We start from the raw sequence: 18557 nt of genomic DNA, 5'->3' as shown, positions 1-18557 counted from the left end.
AAGTTTTAAGGTGGTGTTCGACCTGGTTGAATGCCTATTAAAACAATCGACTTCCGCTTTTAAAGCAGCTTTTTTCATTAGAAATTTATATAAAGGATGGGACACGATGAAAACATTTCAGTTGGTGGCAACAGCGGCCTCTGGTTTAGAAGCTATTGTTGGGAAAGAAGTAGCACGCTTAGGTTACGAACCAAAAGTAGAAAACGGTAAAGTTTATTTTGAAGGGGATTTGGCAGCAATTGCTAGAGCTAACTTATGGCTTCGTGTTGCAGACCGTGTGAAGATTGTTGTTGGCGTTTTTAAAGCGACGACATTTGATGAATTATTTGAAAAAACGAAAGCATTACCGTGGGAAGATTATTTGCCACTTGATGCGGAGTTTCCTGTTGCTGGAAAATCAGTTAAATCAACGCTTTATAGTGTTCCTGACTGCCAAGCAATCGTGAAAAAAGCAATCGTTAATCGTGTGAGTGAAAAGTATCGCCGGTCTGGTCGTTTAATGGAAACAGGAGCACTTTTTAAGCTAGAGGTCTCGATTTTAAAGGATGAAGTTACCTTAACGATTGATACGAGTGGTCCAGGATTACATAAACGCGGCTATCGTTTAGCGCAAGGTAGCGCGCCGATTAAAGAAACGATGGCAGCTGCACTTGTTTTACTTACAAGCTGGCATCCAGACCGTCCTTTTTATGATCCAGTTTGTGGTTCTGGAACAATTCCAATTGAAGCAGCTTTAATTGGTCAAAATATTGCACCAGGTTTTAACCGTGAATTTGTATCAGAAACGTGGGATTGGATGCCGAAACAAATTTGGGCGGATGCGAGACAAGAAGCAGAGGATTTGGCAAACTATGACCAACCACTAAATATTATTGGTGGAGATATTGATGCTCGTTTAATTGATATTGCAAAACAAAATGCTGTTGAAGCAGGTCTTGGCGATTTGATATCTTTTAGACAACTTCAAGTAGCGGATTTTCAAACAGAAGATGAATACGGGGTAGTTGTAGCGAATCCACCGTACGGAGAACGACTAGAGGATGAAGAAGCTGTTCGTCAACTTTATCGCGAAATGGGCATTGTATATAAAAGAATGCCTACTTGGTCCGTATATGTTCTAACTTCCTATGAATTATTTGAGGAAGTTTATGGTAAAAAAGCAACGAAAAAACGGAAATTATATAATGGTTATTTGCGGACTGATTTGTATCAATATTGGGGTCCGAGAAAACCACGTGTGAAAAAAGAAGACTGAATGGAGGAGTTAAATTTGGTAGAAACATTAGAACAGGAATTTTTAGACTATATTAAAAAAATGGAAGCACTGGAAGAAGCTTTAGCATTAGTATATTGGGACCTTCGAACAGGGGCACCTGCAAAAGGAATGGAAGGACGTTCAGATGTCATTGGTGTTCTTTCCGAAGAAATCTTCCATATGCAAACATCCGAAGAAATGGCTGCTTTTATTGCGGGACTAAATCTAAATAAAGAAAATCTATCCGAAATTACTCGTAAAACTTTAGAAGAGTCTCAAAAAAATTATGATTTAAATAAAAAAATCCCGAGTAAAGAATATGCCGAATATACCAAACTAGTGGCTCAAGCAGAAACCGCTTGGACAAGGGCTAGAGAACAAAATGATTTTGCAGCATTTGAACCATTTTTGACTAGGATTTTGGAAATGAAACGCAAATTTGTGGATTATTGGGGTTACACGGAAAATAAATATGATACGTTGCTTGACCAATATGAGCCTGGTGTAACAGTTGCTGTGCTTGATTCTGTGTTTGAAAAAGTTCGTGATGGCATTATGGCGATTCGTGAAAAAATTGTTAAAGAAGGAATTAAGCCAGACGCAACGATTTTAAACACAAAGATCTCTGAAGCAAAGCAAAAAGAATTTAGTATTCGAATTTTAAACAAAATGGGCTTTGATTTTGAGGCAGGTCGATTAGATGAAACGGTACATCCATTCGCGACGGGATTAAATACCGGCGATGTTCGAATTACTACACGTTACAATAAAAATGACTTCAAAATGGCTGTTTTTGGAACTATCCATGAAGGTGGGCATGCGATTTATGAGCAAAATTTTGATGAAGCACTTGTAGGAACGCCACTAGCAAATGGTGCTTCCATGGGGATTCATGAATCACAGTCACTATTTTATGAAATTATCATTGGTTCCAGTTTGGCTTTTTGGAAAAGTAATTATGCTGATTTTCAAGCAATTACAAAACCGGCTTTTGATGATGTGAAGTTAGAAGACTTTTATCGTGCTGTGAATATCTCAGAAAGTTCACTGATTCGGATTGAGGCGGATACTTTAACTTATCCACTTCATATTATGATTCGTTATGAACTTGAAAAAGCCTTAATTAATGGCGATTTAGAAGTAAAAGACTTACCGAAAGCATGGGGAGATAAATACGAAGAATATTTGGGTATTCGTCCAGATTCTGATACGAACGGTGTCTTGCAAGATATTCACTGGGCTGGCGGTGATTTTGGTTATTTCCCTTCTTACGCGCTTGGTTTAATGTATGCGGCACAGTTCTACCACCAAATGCAAAAAGAAATCCCCAATATGGATGCGATTATTGCAAGCGATGATTATACGCCATTAAAAACGTGGTTAACGGAGCATGTACATCAATTTGGTAAAATGAAAAAACCACTAGAAATTTTGACGGATACAACAGGAGAGGGCTTAAATCCGAACTACTTATTAGAATTACTAGAAAAAAGATATGCTTATGTTTATCAATTTAACGAGTGAAAAATTAGCTTGACCTAGTTAATCTAGAAAGCTATAATAAACAACATAACTTAAAATCGAAATACTTATATAATAGTTGCGATTGGGCAACGAGTTTCTACCTGGTTACCGTAAATAACCGGACTATGAGTAGTTTGTATAAAGAAGTCACTAGGGTTTTTGGTGGCTTCTATACTGCTTCTCTAAAAATAGAGGAGCAGTTTTTTTATTTTGAAAGGAGAATATCACTTGAAACTACTGGAAGAATTTATTAAAGAAAAAGGGACCGTATTGCCAGGAAACGTCTTAAAAGTAGATGCTTTTTTAAATCACCAAATTGATCCTGGTTTGATGCAAGAAATCGGAAATGAATTTGCTCGGCGGTTCAAAGATTTAGGTATTACCAAAATAGTAACGATTGAATCATCAGGTATTGCTCCCGCAGTTTTTGCAGGATTAGCGCTTTCAGTTCCAGTTGTTTTTGCTCGGAAGAAAAAATCGGTCACACTGACAGATAACCTTTATACTAGTACGGTTTATTCTTATACCAAAAAGGAATCGAATGATATCTCTGTTTCGAAATCATTTTTAACCGAAGAAGATACAATTTTAGTTATTGATGACTTTCTTGCTAATGGACAGGCTGTACTTGGAATACTTGAAATTGCTGAACTTGCTGGAGCCAAAGTAGCGGGAATTGGGATTGTCATTGAGAAATCATTCCAACAAGGTCGAGCATTATTAAATCAAACAGGGATTCCCGTAAACGCACTAGCTAGAATTGCCTCACTTGAAAACGAAGAAATCTTATTTTTAGAGGAGGAATAGGTCTAAATGTTAGGTAAAGGAAAAATTGCTGCTTTAGGATTTCAACATGTTCTTGCGATGTACGCAGGGGCAGTGATTGTGCCATTATTAATTGGTGCAGCACTAGGTTTTAACGGAGAAGAAATGACATACTTAGTTTCGATTGATATTTTTATGTGCGGGATTGCAACGCTCTTACAGTTAACGGTTAATCGTTTTTTTGGAATTGGTTTGCCAGTTGTATTAGGCTGTGCAGTTCAAGCGATTGCACCAATTATTTTAATTGGTCAAGATATGGGAATTGGCGCGATTTATGGCTCAATTATTGTTTCTGGTCTTTTTGTATTATTAATCGCTCCATTCTTTTCTAAAGTTGTACGTTTTTTTCCACCTGTTGTAACTGGATCAGTTGTGACAGTTATTGGCTTAACACTAATTCCGGTAGCGATTAATAATTTAGCTGGTGGAGAAGGTGCGAAAGATTTTGGTTCGATGTATAATCTTGGTCTTGGGTTTGGCACTTTATTGTTAATTATTTTAGTCTATCGATTTGGTCAAGGCTTTTCAAAAGCAATTGCTGTTCTAATTGGGCTTGTTGGTGGTTCTATTTTTGCGGCACTTTATAAAGGTATTTCACTTGGGCCTGTAAGTGAGGCTAGCTGGTTTCATATGCCGAAACCATTTTACTTTGGAACTCCAACATTTGAGTGGCCAGCAATTATTACGATGATTTTAATTGCACTTGTTAGTATGGTAGAATCAACCGGAGTTTATTTTGCTTTATCGGATATTACGGAGCGTAAACTGACGAAAAAAGATTTGACTCGTGGTTACCGGGCGGAAGGTCTTGCAATTATGCTTGGCGGTGTTTTTAATACTTTTCCATATACCGCTTATTCCCAAAATGTTGGCTTAGTTCAGCTTTCCGGAATTAAAACGCGTAAAGTTATTTATGCAGCTGCTGGTTTTTTAATTGTCTTAGGGCTAATTCCTAAAATCGGAGCGATTACAACGATTATTCCAACGCCAGTTCTTGGGGGAGCCATGGTTGCGATGTTTGGAATGGTTGTAGCACAAGGAATTAAGATGCTAGGCAAAGTCAATTTTGTCTCGCAAGAAAACTTATTAATAATTGCTTGTTCGGTTGGAGTTGGCTTAGGGGTAACCGTTGTCCCTAACTTATTTAATGCTTTCCCAGCCTTTGTTCGTTTATTTACTAGTAATGGCATTGTTGCTGGGAGCATTACAGCAATTGCGCTTAATATTATTTTTAATATGATTCCTCATCGTAAAGCGAAAGAAGCAACAAATCCTGAACCGCAACATGCAGAGTGAAAAATAAAACAGTTTTTATTGGGCTATTTTTTTCTAGGTGTTTGTAAATAAGTACGTATTTAAAAACGGAATTGGTCTATATCAATTTCGTTTTTTTGCTGTTTTTCTAGTTTTGTTTTCATTGGGCTGGGTATTTTCTAGTAGCTCCAAGATTACTTTTTGGGATAAAACAGTAAGGGGGAAAAGTGGATGAATGGGAAACAAATAATGTTTGGTGGTTTATCTTTACTTTTAGTTGGAACGGGGCTAGGGGCATTTGGGAGTACGGCGCAAGCAGCAACCGATGATGCGTCTATCATGCCCGATATATCAAATAAGCAGGTGCTAGTTGGATACTGGCATAGCTGGAAATCAACTGGAAAAGATGGCTATCAACAAGGAAGCTCTGCAGATATTGCGCTCAAAGATACGCCGAAAGCCTATAATGTAGTGGATGTTTCGTTTATGAAAGGGGACGGTATAAATCGCATTCCAACATTTAAACCTGTGGGAATAAGTGATAGCGATTTCAGAGCACAAGTAGGCGCTTTAAACAAAGAAGGTCGTGCAGTCTTACTAGCGCTTGGTGGTGCAGATGGACACGTTGAGCTAAGAGCAGGGGATGAGCAGGCTTTTGCAAATGAAATTATCCGCCAAGTGGAGACCTATGGATTTGATGGTTTAGATATTGATTTAGAACAAAGTGCGATTACAGCAGGTGACAATAAAACGGTCATTCCAGATGCACTTAAACTCGTCAAAGACCACTACAAAGCAGAAGGGAAAAACTTCTTAATCACAATGGCACCAGAATTCCCTTACTTAAAGCCAGGAAGTGCCTATGAAAGTTATTTAACTTCCCTTGCTAATTATTATGATTATATTGCCCCACAACTGTATAACCAAGGTGGTGATGGTGTTTGGGTGGATGAAACGAACCAATGGATTGCCCAAAACAATGACACACTGAAAGAATCATTCTTATATTATATGGCAGATTCTTTTATTAATGGAACACGCGGTTATTTAAAAATTCCTGCAAATAAATTTGTCTTTGGTTTACCAGCTAATGTAGATGCCGCTGCAACTGGTTATGTAACAGATCCGCAAATTGTCAAAAATGTCTTCACTCGCCTACAAGCTAAAGGGACACCTGTAAAAGGAATTATGACTTGGTCGGTTAACTGGGACGCTGGTAAAAATAAAGCTGGCGTTGCGTATAACAATGGCTTTTCAAATGCTTATGGGCCACTTGTAGGAACTAAATAAATAAAAAACCGCTTAATTTCTATTATTTGAACGATGGACTTTAGGCGGTTTTATTAACATAAAAAACAGAAGGCTTGCATTCATTTTAAAACAGGCGTATGATGTAAATCGGAATGATTATTATTTGAGGAAGGAGTATTTTATGGCTAAAAAATCAAAAGTAGCTAAACATGAGCATCAAAAAGCACTTGTAGAAAAGTACGCGGAATTACGTCGGACGCTAAAAGCAGAAGGTCGTTTTGACGAGTTACGCAAGCTTCCAAGAGATTCATCCCCTACAAGAGTGCATAATCGTTGTGACTTAACAGGTCGTCCACATGGTTATATGCGCAAATTTGGCATGTCACGGATTCGTTTTCGTGAATTAGCACATCAAGGACAATTACCCGGCGTTAAAAAAGCGAGCTGGTAAAATACCTCTTTTTTCTGCGAGCCAGTTGGAATTATGCTACAATAGATGGCAGTAGAAAGAAATTGGAGGACTATATATGAGCGAGAATCGAGAAAATTTGCTTGTTATTGACGGAATGGCATTACTTTTCCGGGCTTTTTATGCAACGGCAGTTTCGAAGCAGTTTATGTTTAATCAAGATGGAATACCAACTAACGGGGTTCAAGGATTTATGCGTCATATGTTTGCGGCAATCCGCCAAAGTAATCCAACCCATACACTTATTTGTTGGGATATGGGTTCTCAGACATTTCGTAATGAACTTTATGATGGTTATAAAGCTGGCAGAACCGCTCCGCCAGAAGAAATGATTCCACAGTTTGATTTAGCCAAAGAAGTCGCAACTGGGTTTGGTTTTGTGAATTTAGGTGTACCAGGATTTGAAGCGGATGATTGTATTGGTACGATTACTGTCCAGGCAGCAAGTACTATTTCAACTACAGTACTAAGTGGTGATAAGGATTTATTACAACTGATTGCACCAACAAATGATGTCTGGATTATGCAAAAGGGGTATGGCAATTATAAACGATATAATGAAGCGACATTTTTTGAAGAAATGGGTATTACCCCGCGCCAATTCATTGATGTAAAAGCACTGATGGGGGATACCTCAGATGGATATCCTGGTGTTCGTGGAATTGGTGAAAAAACAGCCATCAAATTAATTCAAGAACACGAATCAATTGAAGGTGTTTTATCCAACCTCGATAAACTCAAGCCAGCACAGCAAACGAAAATTCAAGAAGACTTAGCGATGTTAGAACTAAGTCAAAAATTAGCTAGAATTCATACCGACGTACCACTTGAGATGAATTTGGATAACTTAAAATACCATGGTTTTAGAGAAGATGCTTTTTCTGTCATTGAAAAATATGGTCTAAAAACACTTACTCGAGACGTAGAATAAAAACAGAAGCAATCTGGTCGCTATTTCCCAGGTTGCTTCTGTTTTTTTATAGCTTGACGTGCCAGTTGATCGGCTTGTTTATTTTGACTGACATGGCGCCATTCGACAAAGAACAATGTTAAAGAATCACTCATCTGTAAAATTTCATCTAGATGATGTTTAAATAAAGGATTTTTAGCATGTCGCTTTTGAATGGCTTCTATCGCTACTTTAGAATCTGAATATAGACGAATGAAAGTTGCTTGCTTTTTTAGGGCTGCTTCCAGACCTAGTTTAATCGCGATAAATTCCGCTTCATGGTTCGTCATAACTGCTAGGGGAATTGCCAATTGTTCATATATGCCATCTGCTTTTAAAACTATCCCTGCGCCGCTTGGACCAGGATTTCCTGCACTTGCTCCGTCCACGAATACTTCCATTTTTCGTTTCCTCCATACTATGTAATGTGGCTTTATTATAGAAGGAAAGCGTTATTTTTGCAATAAAAAAACCGGCAAATGAAGCTACCGGTTTTTAAGTCCGTGTCTACTAAGTAACTGATTTAGGCTTTTTCTACATTCGCAGCTTGAGCCCCACGGTTACCTTCTACCACTTCAAAAGTGACCGCTTGGCCTTCTTCTAAAGATTTGTAGCCATCACCTTGGATTGCTGTGAAGTGAACAAAAATATCTTCGCCGCCGTCTGATTCGATAAAACCGTAACCTTTTTCATTGTTAAACCATTTTACTTTCCCATTCTGCATCGAAATAAATCCTCCTAAGTATGGCTAATAATTGCTAAAAACCGCTCCGTTTAAACGCTTACATTTCAAATGAAAAAATTTTCTCACAAATACGCCCTTTTCAGTTCATAGCGTCACCGCATATGATACTAACACTATAAATCAAAATACCTATAAACGTCAAGCTGATTTCCAATATTTTTTAAATTTTTGGACTTGTAAAGGCTTACTTATTGGTTTTATGTCTGATTTAGTTACTTAAATCTGCTTTCTATTTCAAAATATAGGTGAATTTGCTAGGAAGAAATTTTGTTTTGGAAAGGGTAATTGCTTTTAGAAAGCCTCATATTATAGTACAATTGGCTATGTGAAAGAAATTAAGTTGGAGGGTATAGCTATGCCAACACCTAGTATGGAAGATTATATCGAAAAAATCTATTCCCTAATTGAAACGAAAGGTTATGCCAGAGTTTCGGATATTGCAGATGAATTATTTGTCCATCCATCTTCAGTAACAAAAATGGTACAGAAATTGGATAAAGATGAGTATTTAATCTATGAAAAATATCGCGGATTAATATTGACACCTAAAGGAAAACAAATAGGGAAAAGATTGCTGGAAAGACACGCATTACTAGAAAGCTTTTTAAGTATTATTGGCGTAGAATCCTCCCATATTTATCACGATGTGGAAGGAATTGAACACCATTTAAGCTGGAATTCTATTGACCGAATCGGGGATGTTGTGAAGTTTTTTGAAGAACATCCAGATGCTCTAAAAGCACTCAAGGCAATGGAAGTGAATAGACCGGAAACGAAGGAATAACGGTAATCCAAGGGTCAAATGCTGATTTTTGCGCAATCAGGTTTTTCTTTTGAATCAAAAAATGGTGTTACATCAATTGGTGTCGCGCTTTTTTGATGCTGTAAAGAAAGCCAAAGCATTTTGATTCTTTGTTACAATATACATATTCGGAGGGGTTAACATGTCAAATAAAGTGAAATCAGATATTGAAATTGCATCGAATGCTGAAATTCTACCAATTACAACAATTGCAGAACGTTTAGGACTTGATGCGGATGCACTCGAACTTTACGGCAAGTATAAAGCGAAATTATCCTATGATACCATTCACTCTTTAACAGACAAACAACCAGGAAATCTTGTACTTGTGACAGCAATAAATCCAACACCAGCTGGTGAAGGGAAATCTACTGTAACTGTAGGACTTGGAGATGCACTCTCCAGAAAAGATAAAAAAACAGTCATTGCACTTCGAGAACCATCACTTGGACCTACTATGGGAATCAAAGGTGGAGCAACAGGTGGAGGCTTTGCGCAAGTTATCCCAATGGAAGATATTAACTTGCATTTTACTGGTGACTTTCATGCAATAACAGCTGCTAACAATGCGTTATCAGCGTTTATTGATAACCATATGCAACAAGGTAACGAGCTCGAAATTGATGGTAGACGCATTGTTTGGAAGCGTGTGGTTGACCTAAATGACCGCGCACTTAGAAAGGTAGTTGTCGGTCTAGGTGGTCCTATTCAAGGGGTTCCACGTGAAGACGGTTTTGATATTACGGTGGCATCAGAAATCATGGCAATTATTTGTTTAGCAAGTGATTTAAAAGACCTAAAAAGACGTCTTAGCGAAATTGTCATTGGTTATAATTATAAAAAAGAACCGATTACTGTTGGTGAAATGGGGTACGAAGGAGCATTAACTTTACTTTTAAAAGATGCCCTAAAACCTAATTTAGTCCAAACTTTAGAACATACACCAGCCATTGTCCATGGTGGTCCTTTTGCCAATATTGCTCATGGTTGTAATAGTGTATCCGCGACAAGCACAGCGTTAAAACTAGGTGATTATGTAGTAACAGAAGCAGGATTTGGTGCAGATTTAGGTGCAGAGAAGTTTTTAGACATTAAAGTTCCTGCTCTTGGAAAAGCACCCGATTGTGTCGTTATCGTTGCGACAATTCGCGCACTGAAAATGCACGGTGGCGCCTTAAAAACGGAGCTTAGTGAAGAAAATGTCGATGCACTTCAGAAAGGTTTTACTAATTTACAAAAACATACAGAATCGATTGAAACATTCGGCATTCCTTATGTTGTCGCTATCAATAAATTTATCACCGATTCAGAGGCAGAAGTGGCGAAACTAGAAGCTTTATGCAAGGAGAACGGGATACCATTTTCATTAACAGAGGTTTGGGAAAAAGGTGGAGCTGGCGGATTAGAGCTAGCGGATAAAGTAATCGCTGCTGTAGAAAGTGGAAAAGCAGACTACAAACGCATTTACGACGATGCATGGTCGATGGAAGAAAAATTAGATGCAATTGTTACGAAAGTTTATGGTGGAATTGGTGTGGAATTATCAAGTAAAGCACAAAAGCAAATTATCGACTTCAAAAAATATGGTTGGGATAGATACCCGATTTGCATGGCAAAAACACAATATTCCTTATCGGATGATCCAACACTACTTGGTCGGCCGACAGATTTTGTCATTCATATTCGCGAATTCATTCCAAAACTTGGTGCGGGATTTGTTGTTGCTTTAACCGGGGATGTAATGACGATGCCTGGTTTACCGAAAAAACCTGCAGCGCTAAATATGGACGTTGACGAAAATGGAAATGCGAAAGGCTTATTCTAATTATTCAAGTTCCAAAAGTGCGTTAAACACTTTTGGAACTTTTTTTCTAATCAAAACCAATTGCTAAGTGACGCTTTTTCAGCTAGAATAGATAGGACAGAACGGAAATGGATGGGACTAAATGAAACAATTAAAAGTAGAAAATTTAACCAAAACATATGGTGAAAAAAGCCTATTTGAGAATATCTCACTAACCATTACAGAAGGTGAGCGAATTGGTTTAATTGGTGTGAATGGCACCGGAAAATCAACCTTATTGCAAATTATCTCTGGAAGCGAATCGGGAGACAAAGGAACCGTCACGAAAGCGAAAGACTACACGATTGGCTATTTAGCACAAGATCCTGTTTTTAATGAGGAAGATACAGTTCTTTCAGCAGTTTTTGATGGGGATACAGCGGCGCTCCGAGCAATGCGTAAATATGAAGAAGTACTACTTGCTATGTCACTTGATTCAGAAAACACCAAGCTTCATGATGCCTATACAGCTGCGAGTCAAGAAATGGATGCAAGTGCAGCTTGGGATATGAACACGGAAGCAAAAACAATTTTAGAACGACTTGGGATTACCGATTTAACAGCCAAAATTAGCGAGCTTTCTGGTGGACAACGAAAAAGGGTCGGGTTGGCGCAAGTTTTAATTGAAACGCCGGATTTACTTATTTTAGATGAACCTACTAACCACTTGGATTTTCAGTCCATTCGTTGGTTAGAAGAGTATTTGAATCGTTTCAAAGGTGCCGTACTGCTCGTAACCCATGACAGGTATTTCCTGGATCGTGTGACAAATCATATGGTTGAGCTAGACCGTGGTTCTGCATATCGATACGTTGGTAATTACGAGAAATTCATGGAATCAAAAGCTGTTCGAATGGAAAACGAAGTCCGCGAATCCGAGAAAAATAAAAACCTTTATCGGAAAGAACTTGCTTGGATGCGTCGCGGTCCTCAAGGTCGAGCAACGAAACAAAATGCAAGACAAGACCGATTTCATGATTTAGAGAAAAAAGTGAAAACAAAAACGGATGACTCCGAACTAGCGATTGATTTTGTTACTAGTCGTTTAGGAAAAGATGTCTTTGAACTTAAAAACTTAGAAAAACACTTTGACGAAAAACAAGTATTACAAGATTTCAGTTTAATTATCCAGCCGGGTGAACGTCTTGGAATTACTGGTAATAATGGAACTGGAAAATCCACTTTGCTTAACATGCTTGCCGGAAAGCTAGCACCAGATGCTGGTGAAGTTATTACTGGGCAAACGGTTCAAATTGGTTACTACACGCAACAAAATGAAGAAATGGACCCAGATATGCGAATGATTGCTTATTTACAAGAAGCGGGAGAACAAGTCACGACTTCCGGTGGCGAGGTAATCAGCGTGAGTGCCATGCTAGAACGATTTTTATTTCCACCAAACTCGCATGGTAAGAAAATTGGCAGTTTGTCGGGTGGCGAAAAAAGACGTTTATTCTTACTACGAATTTTGATGGAACGGCCAAATGTTTTACTATTAGATGAACCTACTAATGATTTAGATACGCAAACACTTACCGTATTAGAAGATTATTTGGAATCATTTAATGGAACAGTAATTACCGTAAGTCACGATAGATATTTCTTAGATAAAGTAGTTAATAAGCTGCTAGTTTTCCGAGCAATTGGCGAAGTAGAGATTTTCTACGGTGAGTACAGCGATTATTTACGAGAACTCGAAGCTAAAGGAAAACCAGCAAAATCAATGAAAAAAATGGCCAATACTTCCGCAGAAAAAGCCGCTCCGGAAAAAAAGGAAAAAGTGAAGCTGACATATCAAGAACAAATAGAGTGGGATGGTATTGAGGGAGCGATTAGTAAATTAGAACAAACGATAGAAACTTTAAATAAAACACTGGAAAAAACAGGAGCGGATTTTACAAAAGCAGCAGAAATTAGTGAGGAAATTACTGCAAAAGAAACGGAACTTGAGGAAATGATGGAACGCTGGGAATTTTTATCACAATATGCGGAATAAGGAGTGCGAGCGATGAAACAATATTTGGATTTAGAAAAATACGTTTTAGAGAATGGAACACAAAAAGGAGATCGCACTGGAACTGGGACAATCAGTACATTTGGTTATCAAATGCGTTTTGATTTACAAGCGGGTTTTCCGATTATGACAACGAAACGTGTGCCATTCAAACTGGTAGTAAGTGAATTACTATGGTTTTTACATGGAGATACGAATATTCGCTACCTTTTACAACATAAAAATAATATTTGGAACGAATGGGCTTTTGAACGTTTTGTAAAAAGTTCCGATTATACAGGCGAAGATATGACAAACTTTGGCTTGCGAGCGGAGAAGGATCCAGCATTCAAAGAAGTGTATCAAGCAGAAATGGAAAAATTCAAAGCGCGTATTTTGGAAGAAGAAGAATTTGCCAGTAAGTACGGTGAACTAGGTAATATTTACGGCAAACAATGGCGTGAATGGAAAACTTCACAAGGAGAAACGATTGATCAGTTAGCAGATTTGATTGAAATGATTAAAACGAATCCGAACTCGCGCCGGTTGATTGTCTCTGCTTGGAATCCAGAAGATATCCCGAATATGGCTTTACCTCCGTGTCACTCATTGTTCCAATTTTATGTGGCAGATGGGAAACTGTCGTGCCAGCTTTACCAACGTAGCGCCGACATATTTTTAGGAGTTCCATTTAATATTGCCAGTTACGCACTTTTGACACATTTAATTGCTCGTGAAGTGGGACTAGATGTAGGGGAGTTTATCCATACAATGGGAGATGCACATCTTTATAACAATCATATCGAACAAGTGAAAGAGCAATTAACAAGAACTCCGCACACGCTTCCGAAATTAGTGCTTTCCGATAAGCCAGCCACTATTTTTGATTTTGATGTGGCAGATATTTCACTAGACGGCTATCATCCAGATTCAGCGATAAAAGCACCAATTTCAGTATAAGGGAGGTTTTTTGGATGATTATTTTTGTTTGGGCACAAGATCGCGACGGCAATATTGGAAAAGCAAACAAGATGCCGTGGTACTTACCAGGGGATTTACAGTTTTTCAAAAAAACGACCACTGGAAAAACACTCGTCATGGGACGGAAAACCTACGAATCGTTAGGAAAGGCTTTACCTAATAGAAAGACTATCGTGTTAACAAGAGATAAGGAACTGCATTTAAGTGACGCAGAAGTCCTTCATTCGCGGGATGAGGTGTTGGATCTTGCGAACACAGGCGAACCAATTTATGTAGTTGGTGGTGCAGAAATCTATCGCTTATTCATGGATGTGGCAGATAAGTTAATTGTTACAAAAATTGATGCCGAGTTTGATGCAGATACCGCATTTCCAGAAGTGGATTGGGAAAATTTTTCGGAAGTCGCAAAAGAAGCTCATGAAAAAGATGAAAAAAATAAGTACAACTATACATTTTATACGTACGAAAGAAATTAGTAGAAACGTTGCCTATTCGTGGGCAACGTTTTTCGAGTGGAGTGAAGAGTCATTGTTATCAAAAATGGAGATAAATAAGCTTGCTATGATAGAAAGTATCGCGCTTCTTGCTTGTCCAATTTGTGGCGGTGAATTTGTGTTTAAAGAGCCGCACTCATTTGTCTGCCCCGAACAGCATGGATTTGATATTGCCAAGCCAGGGTACTTACATTTACTCAAGCAAGTACATAAGACCAAATATGATCAAGCTTTGTTCGAATCACGTAAAAAAGTGATTGCGAGCGGGTTTTTTGAGAAGTTAATTGAACGGATGACAAATATTATTAACGCGAATACAGAAAAACCAGCACTCGTTTTATATGATGCTGGTTGTGGTGAAGGAAGTCATTTAGCGCGAATGGTAAAGGAGCTTCAAGCAGGAGGACAATCCGCGCAAGCTGTGGGATTAGATATTGCTAAAGAAGGCATTAAACAAGCTGCGCGTGACTATCCGGGAATAGTTTGGACGGTAGCAGACTTAGCTAATTGTCCTAATCAACCAGAGACAGCAGATGTGATTTTAAATATTTTATCACCTTCGAATTATGAGGAATTTAATCGGTTACTAAAAAAGGATGGCTTTTTACTTAAAGTAGTTCCGGAAGAGAATTATTTACGCGAATTGCGGGAATTTATTTATGTCGATGAGAAAAGTAGCTATTCAAATGAGTCGGTAACGTCTCGATTAGCCGAAAAACTAACGGTCGAACAGATGGAACGAGTAACTTATCAATCGCCAATCGCCAAAACATTATTTGCGGATTTTCTTGAAATGACACCACTTGGTTGGCACATTGATGCAGAGAAAAAACGTGATTTATTAGCAAATCCGCCACAAGAGCTAACAGTGGATCTGCAAATCATTATTGCAAGAAGAGCACCACTTTTGTAAAAACTATGTGAATGATGCGCAATATAAGCTATAATGAAGTGGAAATTATGAAGCTGGAGGAAATGACATGAATCAATCAGAAACGAAAGCGTTAAAAGCACTGCAAAACGGATCAGACATACGTGGAATTGCGATTGCTACGGAAAAATATCAGGTTACGCTGACAGACGAACGTGTAGAAAAGATTGCTTATGGATTTGCGAAATGGCTAAAAGAGGAGAAAAAGGTAGAAGGTCGAGCCAAGGTTGCGATTGGTCATGATAGCCGATTTTCAGCGGAACGATTAAAAGCGGCACTTGTAAAAGGACTTCTTTTTGCAGGGATAGATATCGTGGACGTGGGACTTGCAACCACACCAGCCCTGTTTATGGCGACGCAGTATGATGACTACAACTGTGATGCAGGAATTATGATCACAGCGAGCCACTTACCTTTTATGTATAATGGACTAAAATTATTCACGAAATCTGGCGGTGCAGAACATGAGGATATTGATTATATTGTGGCACATGCAGATAAATCTTTCATAGAAAACGGACTAAGCTCTGGTAAAGTAACAAAACAAGATTTACTTTCTACCTACGCAACGGACTTAACTGCAAAAATCAGAGCAGGTATTACCGGTGCCACTGATAAAATGAAGCCACTACAAGGTAGTCATATTATTGTCGATGCTGGAAATGGGGCTGGTGGTTTCTTTGCAGAGAAAGTACTTGCAGAGCTTGGCGCAGATATTTCTGGTAGTCAGTTTTTAGATCCTGATGGTCATTTTCCGAATCATATTCCAAATCCAGATAACGAAGAAGCAATGGCAAGCTTGAAAAAAGCAGTTCTGACAAGCGGGGCGGATTTAGGTGTGATTTTTGACACCGATGTCGACCGTTCAGCCATTATGGATAATCGTGGGGAAAGCTTGAACCGCAATCCACTCATTGCTGTTATTTCAAGCATTATCTTACAAGAAAAGCCAGGAACAACCATTGTAACTGACTCGACTACTTCTGGTCATTTACAAGCATTCATTGAAGCAAAAGGCGGAAAGCAACACCGCTTCAAACGAGGCTATCGAAATGTAATCAATGAGGCACTTCGACTAAATAGAGAAGGAACACCCACTGAAATCGCGATTGAAGTAAGTGGGCATGCGGCATTGAAAGAAAATTATTTCCTCGATGATGGGGCCTATTTAATCGCTAAAATTTTAATGACGTATGCGACACTTCGCAAAAATGGCCAAGATTTAGCTGATTTAATTGCCAATTTAAAAGAACCAGCCGAAAGCGAAGAAATGCGGTTAAATATTACAGCAACTGATTTTAAAGCTTATGGTCAAGAAGTGTTAGCAGATTTTCAGAAATTTGTTGAAGCAGACACAGATCTGTCTCTAGAACCAGAAAATTTGGAAGGTATTCGTGTCAACACAAGTGGAGCACTTGGCGAAGGTTGGTTTTTGTTGCGTATGAGCCTGCACGAACCCGTTATGCCAATGAACTTAGAAAGTGATGAAATTGGCGGAATTCAAAAAGTGAAAGACCGGTTAGCTGATTTTTTTGCAAGTAAAGCGGAATTAGAAGTATAAGAAAGACTAGAAGCCAGCACTATGTTGGCTTCTTTTTTATGCAAAATGCTTAACAAATAAATGGACAAATATAGTATAATAATTATGTGAATATAACTACATATTTACATAGCAAATAAATACATGATAAAAACAACTGTTACGGAGATGAATTTTATTATTTGCGGGAGGAGAAAAATAGCATAGATAGTTAAAGTACAGAATAGACAACATGGAACAAATTTTTATTTTTGTATTTATTTACTAAAAAAATAAAAAGGAGATACAACAATGAAAAAACTTAGAATGCTAGCTTTACTATTGGCCTTCGCACTATTCCTGTTAGGTGGCGGGATAGTAGCACAAGCAACGGGAATGACTACGGATGAAAAAGTAGTAGGAGAAACAGTAACAAATGATGGAGAAGATTTTATTGTTGATGAAATTAGCGATTTAGAAGATGTCAATGCGACAGAAGGGACATTAGATACCTCTGATGCGCAAGAGGTTGATTTATCAGGAATTGAATTTGTGAATGATGAACAAGAAATTATTCCCAGCGTAAAAAGTATTTTTGGAGCGGACGGAAGAAAGCTCGTAACTAATACTGCACAATATCCTTATTCTACAAGCGTTTTTATAGAGGCTGAATTTCCAAACTTAACAAAAATAGGTAAGTACAGCTCTGGGAGTGGACAAATGATTGGAGATGACTCAGTACTCACGGCTGCTCATTGTTTGTATCAAAAGAAATATGGCGGTTGGGCAACCAAAATAACAGTCCACCCCGGATTTAATGGCTCAGTTGCACCATTTGGCAAAGCAACTGCAAAAAAAATGTATGTACCAAAAGAATGGACCAAAAAAGAACCTTCCTCAGAAGATTATGGTGTTATTAAATTAACTAAAAATATAGGACGAAAAACTGGTACGATGGGGTTAACAACAAATACATCCGGAGCAATTACTATTAGTGGTTATCACGGTGATAAAAATGGGAAGTTGTTCACGCAAACAGGTAGCATTTCTAAAACAACTGCAAATAATGTTTATTACAAATTAGATACAACTGGCGGTAGTAGTGGGAGCGGCGTTTATAATTCTAAAAAACAAATTCTAGCCGTAAATGCGTATGAATATAGAGATCGTTCAGAAGATAACTTTGGTACTCGAATTACAAAAGAAAAACTAAACAATATCTATACGTGGGCATTTAGTAACAATTTAGCCGTAAGCAAGCAAAAGGGAATAAATTATGAATTACACGTTCAAAGGAATGGATGGATGGGTAATGTAGCCAATGGCACAACTGCTGGGACAACAGGGCTAGGCTTACGAGCAGAAGCAATGAAAATTAGCCTATCAGGGATGCCTTATTCTGGAGATATCCAGTATCGTTCTCACGTTCAAGGTATTGGTTGGCAAGGTTGGCTAAAAAATGGCGAAATTTCTGGGACTCGTGGACAATCAAAACGTCTAGAAGCCTTCCAAGTAAAATTAACCGGAAATATGGCCAAAAATTACTCTGTACAATATAGAGCTCATGTTCAAAATAAAGGCTGGCAAGGCTGGGTAAAAGACGGAGCAACTGCCGGAACAACAGGTGAAAGCTTAAGAATTGAAGCTGTTCAAATGAGATTAGTGGCAAAATAATAAAAACAAAACTTGGTGCGTTTATCGTACCAAGTTTTCTATTTTGCA

Annotated in this window: 17 protein-coding genes and 1 riboswitch; of the genes, 15 read left to right on the top strand and 2 right to left on the bottom strand. The window is 38.3% G+C overall.

Translation table 11 applies throughout. The annotated features are described in order from the left end of the window. Positions 1 to 106 precede the first annotated feature (106 nt). The 7 genes from CKV67_RS09700 (at position 107) to CKV67_RS09670 (ending at position 7509) form a co-directional block, all read left to right on the top strand. A complete protein-coding gene (locus CKV67_RS09700) occupies positions 107 to 1255 on the top strand; it encodes a THUMP domain-containing class I SAM-dependent RNA methyltransferase (protein WP_014093227.1) in 1149 nt (382 codons plus the stop codon). Between the two features lie 15 nt (positions 1256 to 1270). After that, positions 1271 to 2779: a carboxypeptidase M32 gene (locus tag CKV67_RS09695; RefSeq protein ID WP_014093226.1), complete on the top strand. Its 1509-nt coding sequence runs from the start codon at positions 1271 to 1273 to the stop codon at positions 2777 to 2779. 45 nt (positions 2780 to 2824) lie between these two features. Then, positions 2825 to 2925: riboswitch (purine riboswitch) on the top strand. Positions 2926 to 3007: 82 nt separating this feature from the next. Next, positions 3008 to 3586, top strand: a complete 579-nt coding sequence (locus CKV67_RS09690; protein WP_014093225.1) for a xanthine phosphoribosyltransferase — start codon at positions 3008 to 3010, stop codon at positions 3584 to 3586. Between the two features lie 6 nt (positions 3587 to 3592). Continuing rightward, positions 3593 to 4900 (top strand): nucleobase:cation symporter-2 family protein, encoded by a 1308-nt coding sequence (locus CKV67_RS09685; RefSeq protein WP_014093224.1) that lies wholly within the window; start codon positions 3593 to 3595, stop codon positions 4898 to 4900. Between the two features lie 189 nt (positions 4901 to 5089). Continuing rightward, entirely contained in the window at positions 5090 to 6148 is a 1059-nt protein-coding gene (gene chiA / locus CKV67_RS09680; RefSeq protein WP_014093223.1) for a chitinase ChiA, read from the top strand. Between the two features lie 142 nt (positions 6149 to 6290). Beyond that, positions 6291 to 6560, top strand: a complete 270-nt coding sequence (gene rpsN, locus CKV67_RS09675; protein WP_014093222.1) for a 30S ribosomal protein S14 — start codon at positions 6291 to 6293, stop codon at positions 6558 to 6560. 76 nt (positions 6561 to 6636) lie between these two features. Next, the gene (locus tag CKV67_RS09670; RefSeq protein ID WP_014093221.1) at positions 6637 to 7509 is read left to right on the top strand and encodes a 5'-3' exonuclease; all 873 of its coding nucleotides are present in this window, start codon (positions 6637 to 6639) and stop codon (positions 7507 to 7509) included. 20 nt (positions 7510 to 7529) lie between these two features. Here the strand turns inward: CKV67_RS09670 and CKV67_RS09665 are convergent, their stop codons facing one another. Together CKV67_RS09665 and cspD are read right to left on the bottom strand one after the other, a co-directional pair. Then, entirely contained in the window at positions 7530 to 7928 is a 399-nt protein-coding gene (locus CKV67_RS09665; protein ID WP_014093220.1) for a ribonuclease HI family protein, read from the bottom strand. Between the two features lie 122 nt (positions 7929 to 8050). Further along, on the bottom strand, positions 8051 to 8251 hold the full coding sequence (cspD, locus tag CKV67_RS09660; RefSeq protein ID WP_003728273.1) for a cold-shock protein CspD: 201 nt from the start codon (positions 8249 to 8251) through the stop codon (positions 8051 to 8053). A 376-nt stretch (positions 8252 to 8627) separates the two neighbouring features. Here cspD and mntR point away from each other — a divergent pair, with 376 nt between their 5' ends. The 8 genes from mntR (at position 8628) to CKV67_RS09615 (ending at position 18509) form a co-directional block, all read left to right on the top strand. Beyond that, entirely contained in the window at positions 8628 to 9056 is a 429-nt protein-coding gene (gene mntR, locus CKV67_RS09650; protein WP_014093219.1) for a transcriptional regulator MntR, read from the top strand. Between the two features lie 160 nt (positions 9057 to 9216). Beyond that, complete coding sequence (locus CKV67_RS09645) at positions 9217 to 10899, top strand: formate--tetrahydrofolate ligase (RefSeq protein WP_014093218.1); 1683 nt, start codon at positions 9217 to 9219, stop codon at positions 10897 to 10899. A gap of 121 nt (positions 10900 to 11020) precedes the next feature. Continuing rightward, the gene (locus tag CKV67_RS09640) at positions 11021 to 12913 is read left to right on the top strand and encodes an ABC-F family ATP-binding cassette domain-containing protein (RefSeq protein ID WP_014093217.1); all 1893 of its coding nucleotides are present in this window, start codon (positions 11021 to 11023) and stop codon (positions 12911 to 12913) included. A 12-nt stretch (positions 12914 to 12925) separates the two neighbouring features. Next, entirely contained in the window at positions 12926 to 13870 is a 945-nt protein-coding gene (locus CKV67_RS09635) for a thymidylate synthase (protein WP_014093216.1), read from the top strand. Positions 13871 to 13884: 14 nt separating this feature from the next. Further along, positions 13885 to 14367 (top strand): dihydrofolate reductase, encoded by a 483-nt coding sequence (locus CKV67_RS09630; RefSeq protein ID WP_014093215.1) that lies wholly within the window; start codon positions 13885 to 13887, stop codon positions 14365 to 14367. A 52-nt stretch (positions 14368 to 14419) separates the two neighbouring features. Then, positions 14420 to 15298, top strand: a complete 879-nt coding sequence (locus CKV67_RS09625; protein WP_014093214.1) for a putative RNA methyltransferase — start codon at positions 14420 to 14422, stop codon at positions 15296 to 15298. Positions 15299 to 15365: 67 nt separating this feature from the next. Continuing rightward, positions 15366 to 16877 carry a phosphohexomutase domain-containing protein gene (locus CKV67_RS09620; protein ID WP_014093213.1) on the top strand — a complete coding sequence of 504 codons (1512 nt, stop codon included), beginning with the start codon at positions 15366 to 15368 and terminating at the stop codon, positions 16875 to 16877. Between the two features lie 270 nt (positions 16878 to 17147). Next, the gene (locus CKV67_RS09615) at positions 17148 to 18509 is read left to right on the top strand and encodes a trypsin-like peptidase domain-containing protein (protein WP_014093212.1); all 1362 of its coding nucleotides are present in this window, start codon (positions 17148 to 17150) and stop codon (positions 18507 to 18509) included. Positions 18510 to 18557: the final 48 nt, after the last annotated feature.

The organism is Listeria ivanovii subsp. ivanovii, assembly GCF_900187025.1.
Classification (GTDB): Bacteria; Bacillota; Bacilli; order Lactobacillales; family Listeriaceae; genus Listeria; species Listeria ivanovii.
This window is presented reverse-complemented; position numbering and strand designations above follow the sequence as displayed.

Excerpts from the sequence above, each read along its gene's own strand:
- CKV67_RS09700 (WP_014093227.1), top strand. The coding sequence starts at position 107 with ATGAAAACATTTCAGTTGGTGGCAACAGCGGCCTCTGGTTTAGAAGCT.
- CKV67_RS09685 (WP_014093224.1), top strand. The coding sequence starts at position 3,593 with ATGTTAGGTAAAGGAAAAATTGCTGCTTTAGGATTTCAACATGTTCTT.
- chiA (WP_014093223.1), top strand. The coding sequence starts at position 5,090 with ATGAATGGGAAACAAATAATGTTTGGTGGTTTATCTTTACTTTTAGTT.
- rpsN (WP_014093222.1), top strand. The coding sequence starts at position 6,291 with ATGGCTAAAAAATCAAAAGTAGCTAAACATGAGCATCAAAAAGCACTT.
- CKV67_RS09670 (WP_014093221.1), top strand. The coding sequence starts at position 6,637 with ATGAGCGAGAATCGAGAAAATTTGCTTGTTATTGACGGAATGGCATTA.
- CKV67_RS09665 (WP_014093220.1), bottom strand. The coding sequence starts at position 7,928 with ATGGAAGTATTCGTGGACGGAGCAAGTGCAGGAAATCCTGGTCCAAGC.
- cspD (WP_003728273.1), bottom strand. The coding sequence starts at position 8,251 with ATGCAGAATGGGAAAGTAAAATGGTTTAACAATGAAAAAGGTTACGGT.
- mntR (WP_014093219.1), top strand. The coding sequence starts at position 8,628 with ATGCCAACACCTAGTATGGAAGATTATATCGAAAAAATCTATTCCCTA.
- CKV67_RS09645 (WP_014093218.1), top strand. The coding sequence starts at position 9,217 with ATGTCAAATAAAGTGAAATCAGATATTGAAATTGCATCGAATGCTGAA.
- CKV67_RS09640 (WP_014093217.1), top strand. The coding sequence starts at position 11,021 with ATGAAACAATTAAAAGTAGAAAATTTAACCAAAACATATGGTGAAAAA.
- CKV67_RS09635 (WP_014093216.1), top strand. The coding sequence starts at position 12,926 with ATGAAACAATATTTGGATTTAGAAAAATACGTTTTAGAGAATGGAACA.
- CKV67_RS09630 (WP_014093215.1), top strand. The coding sequence starts at position 13,885 with ATGATTATTTTTGTTTGGGCACAAGATCGCGACGGCAATATTGGAAAA.
- CKV67_RS09620 (WP_014093213.1), top strand. The coding sequence starts at position 15,366 with ATGAATCAATCAGAAACGAAAGCGTTAAAAGCACTGCAAAACGGATCA.
- CKV67_RS09615 (WP_014093212.1), top strand. The coding sequence starts at position 17,148 with ATGAAAAAACTTAGAATGCTAGCTTTACTATTGGCCTTCGCACTATTC.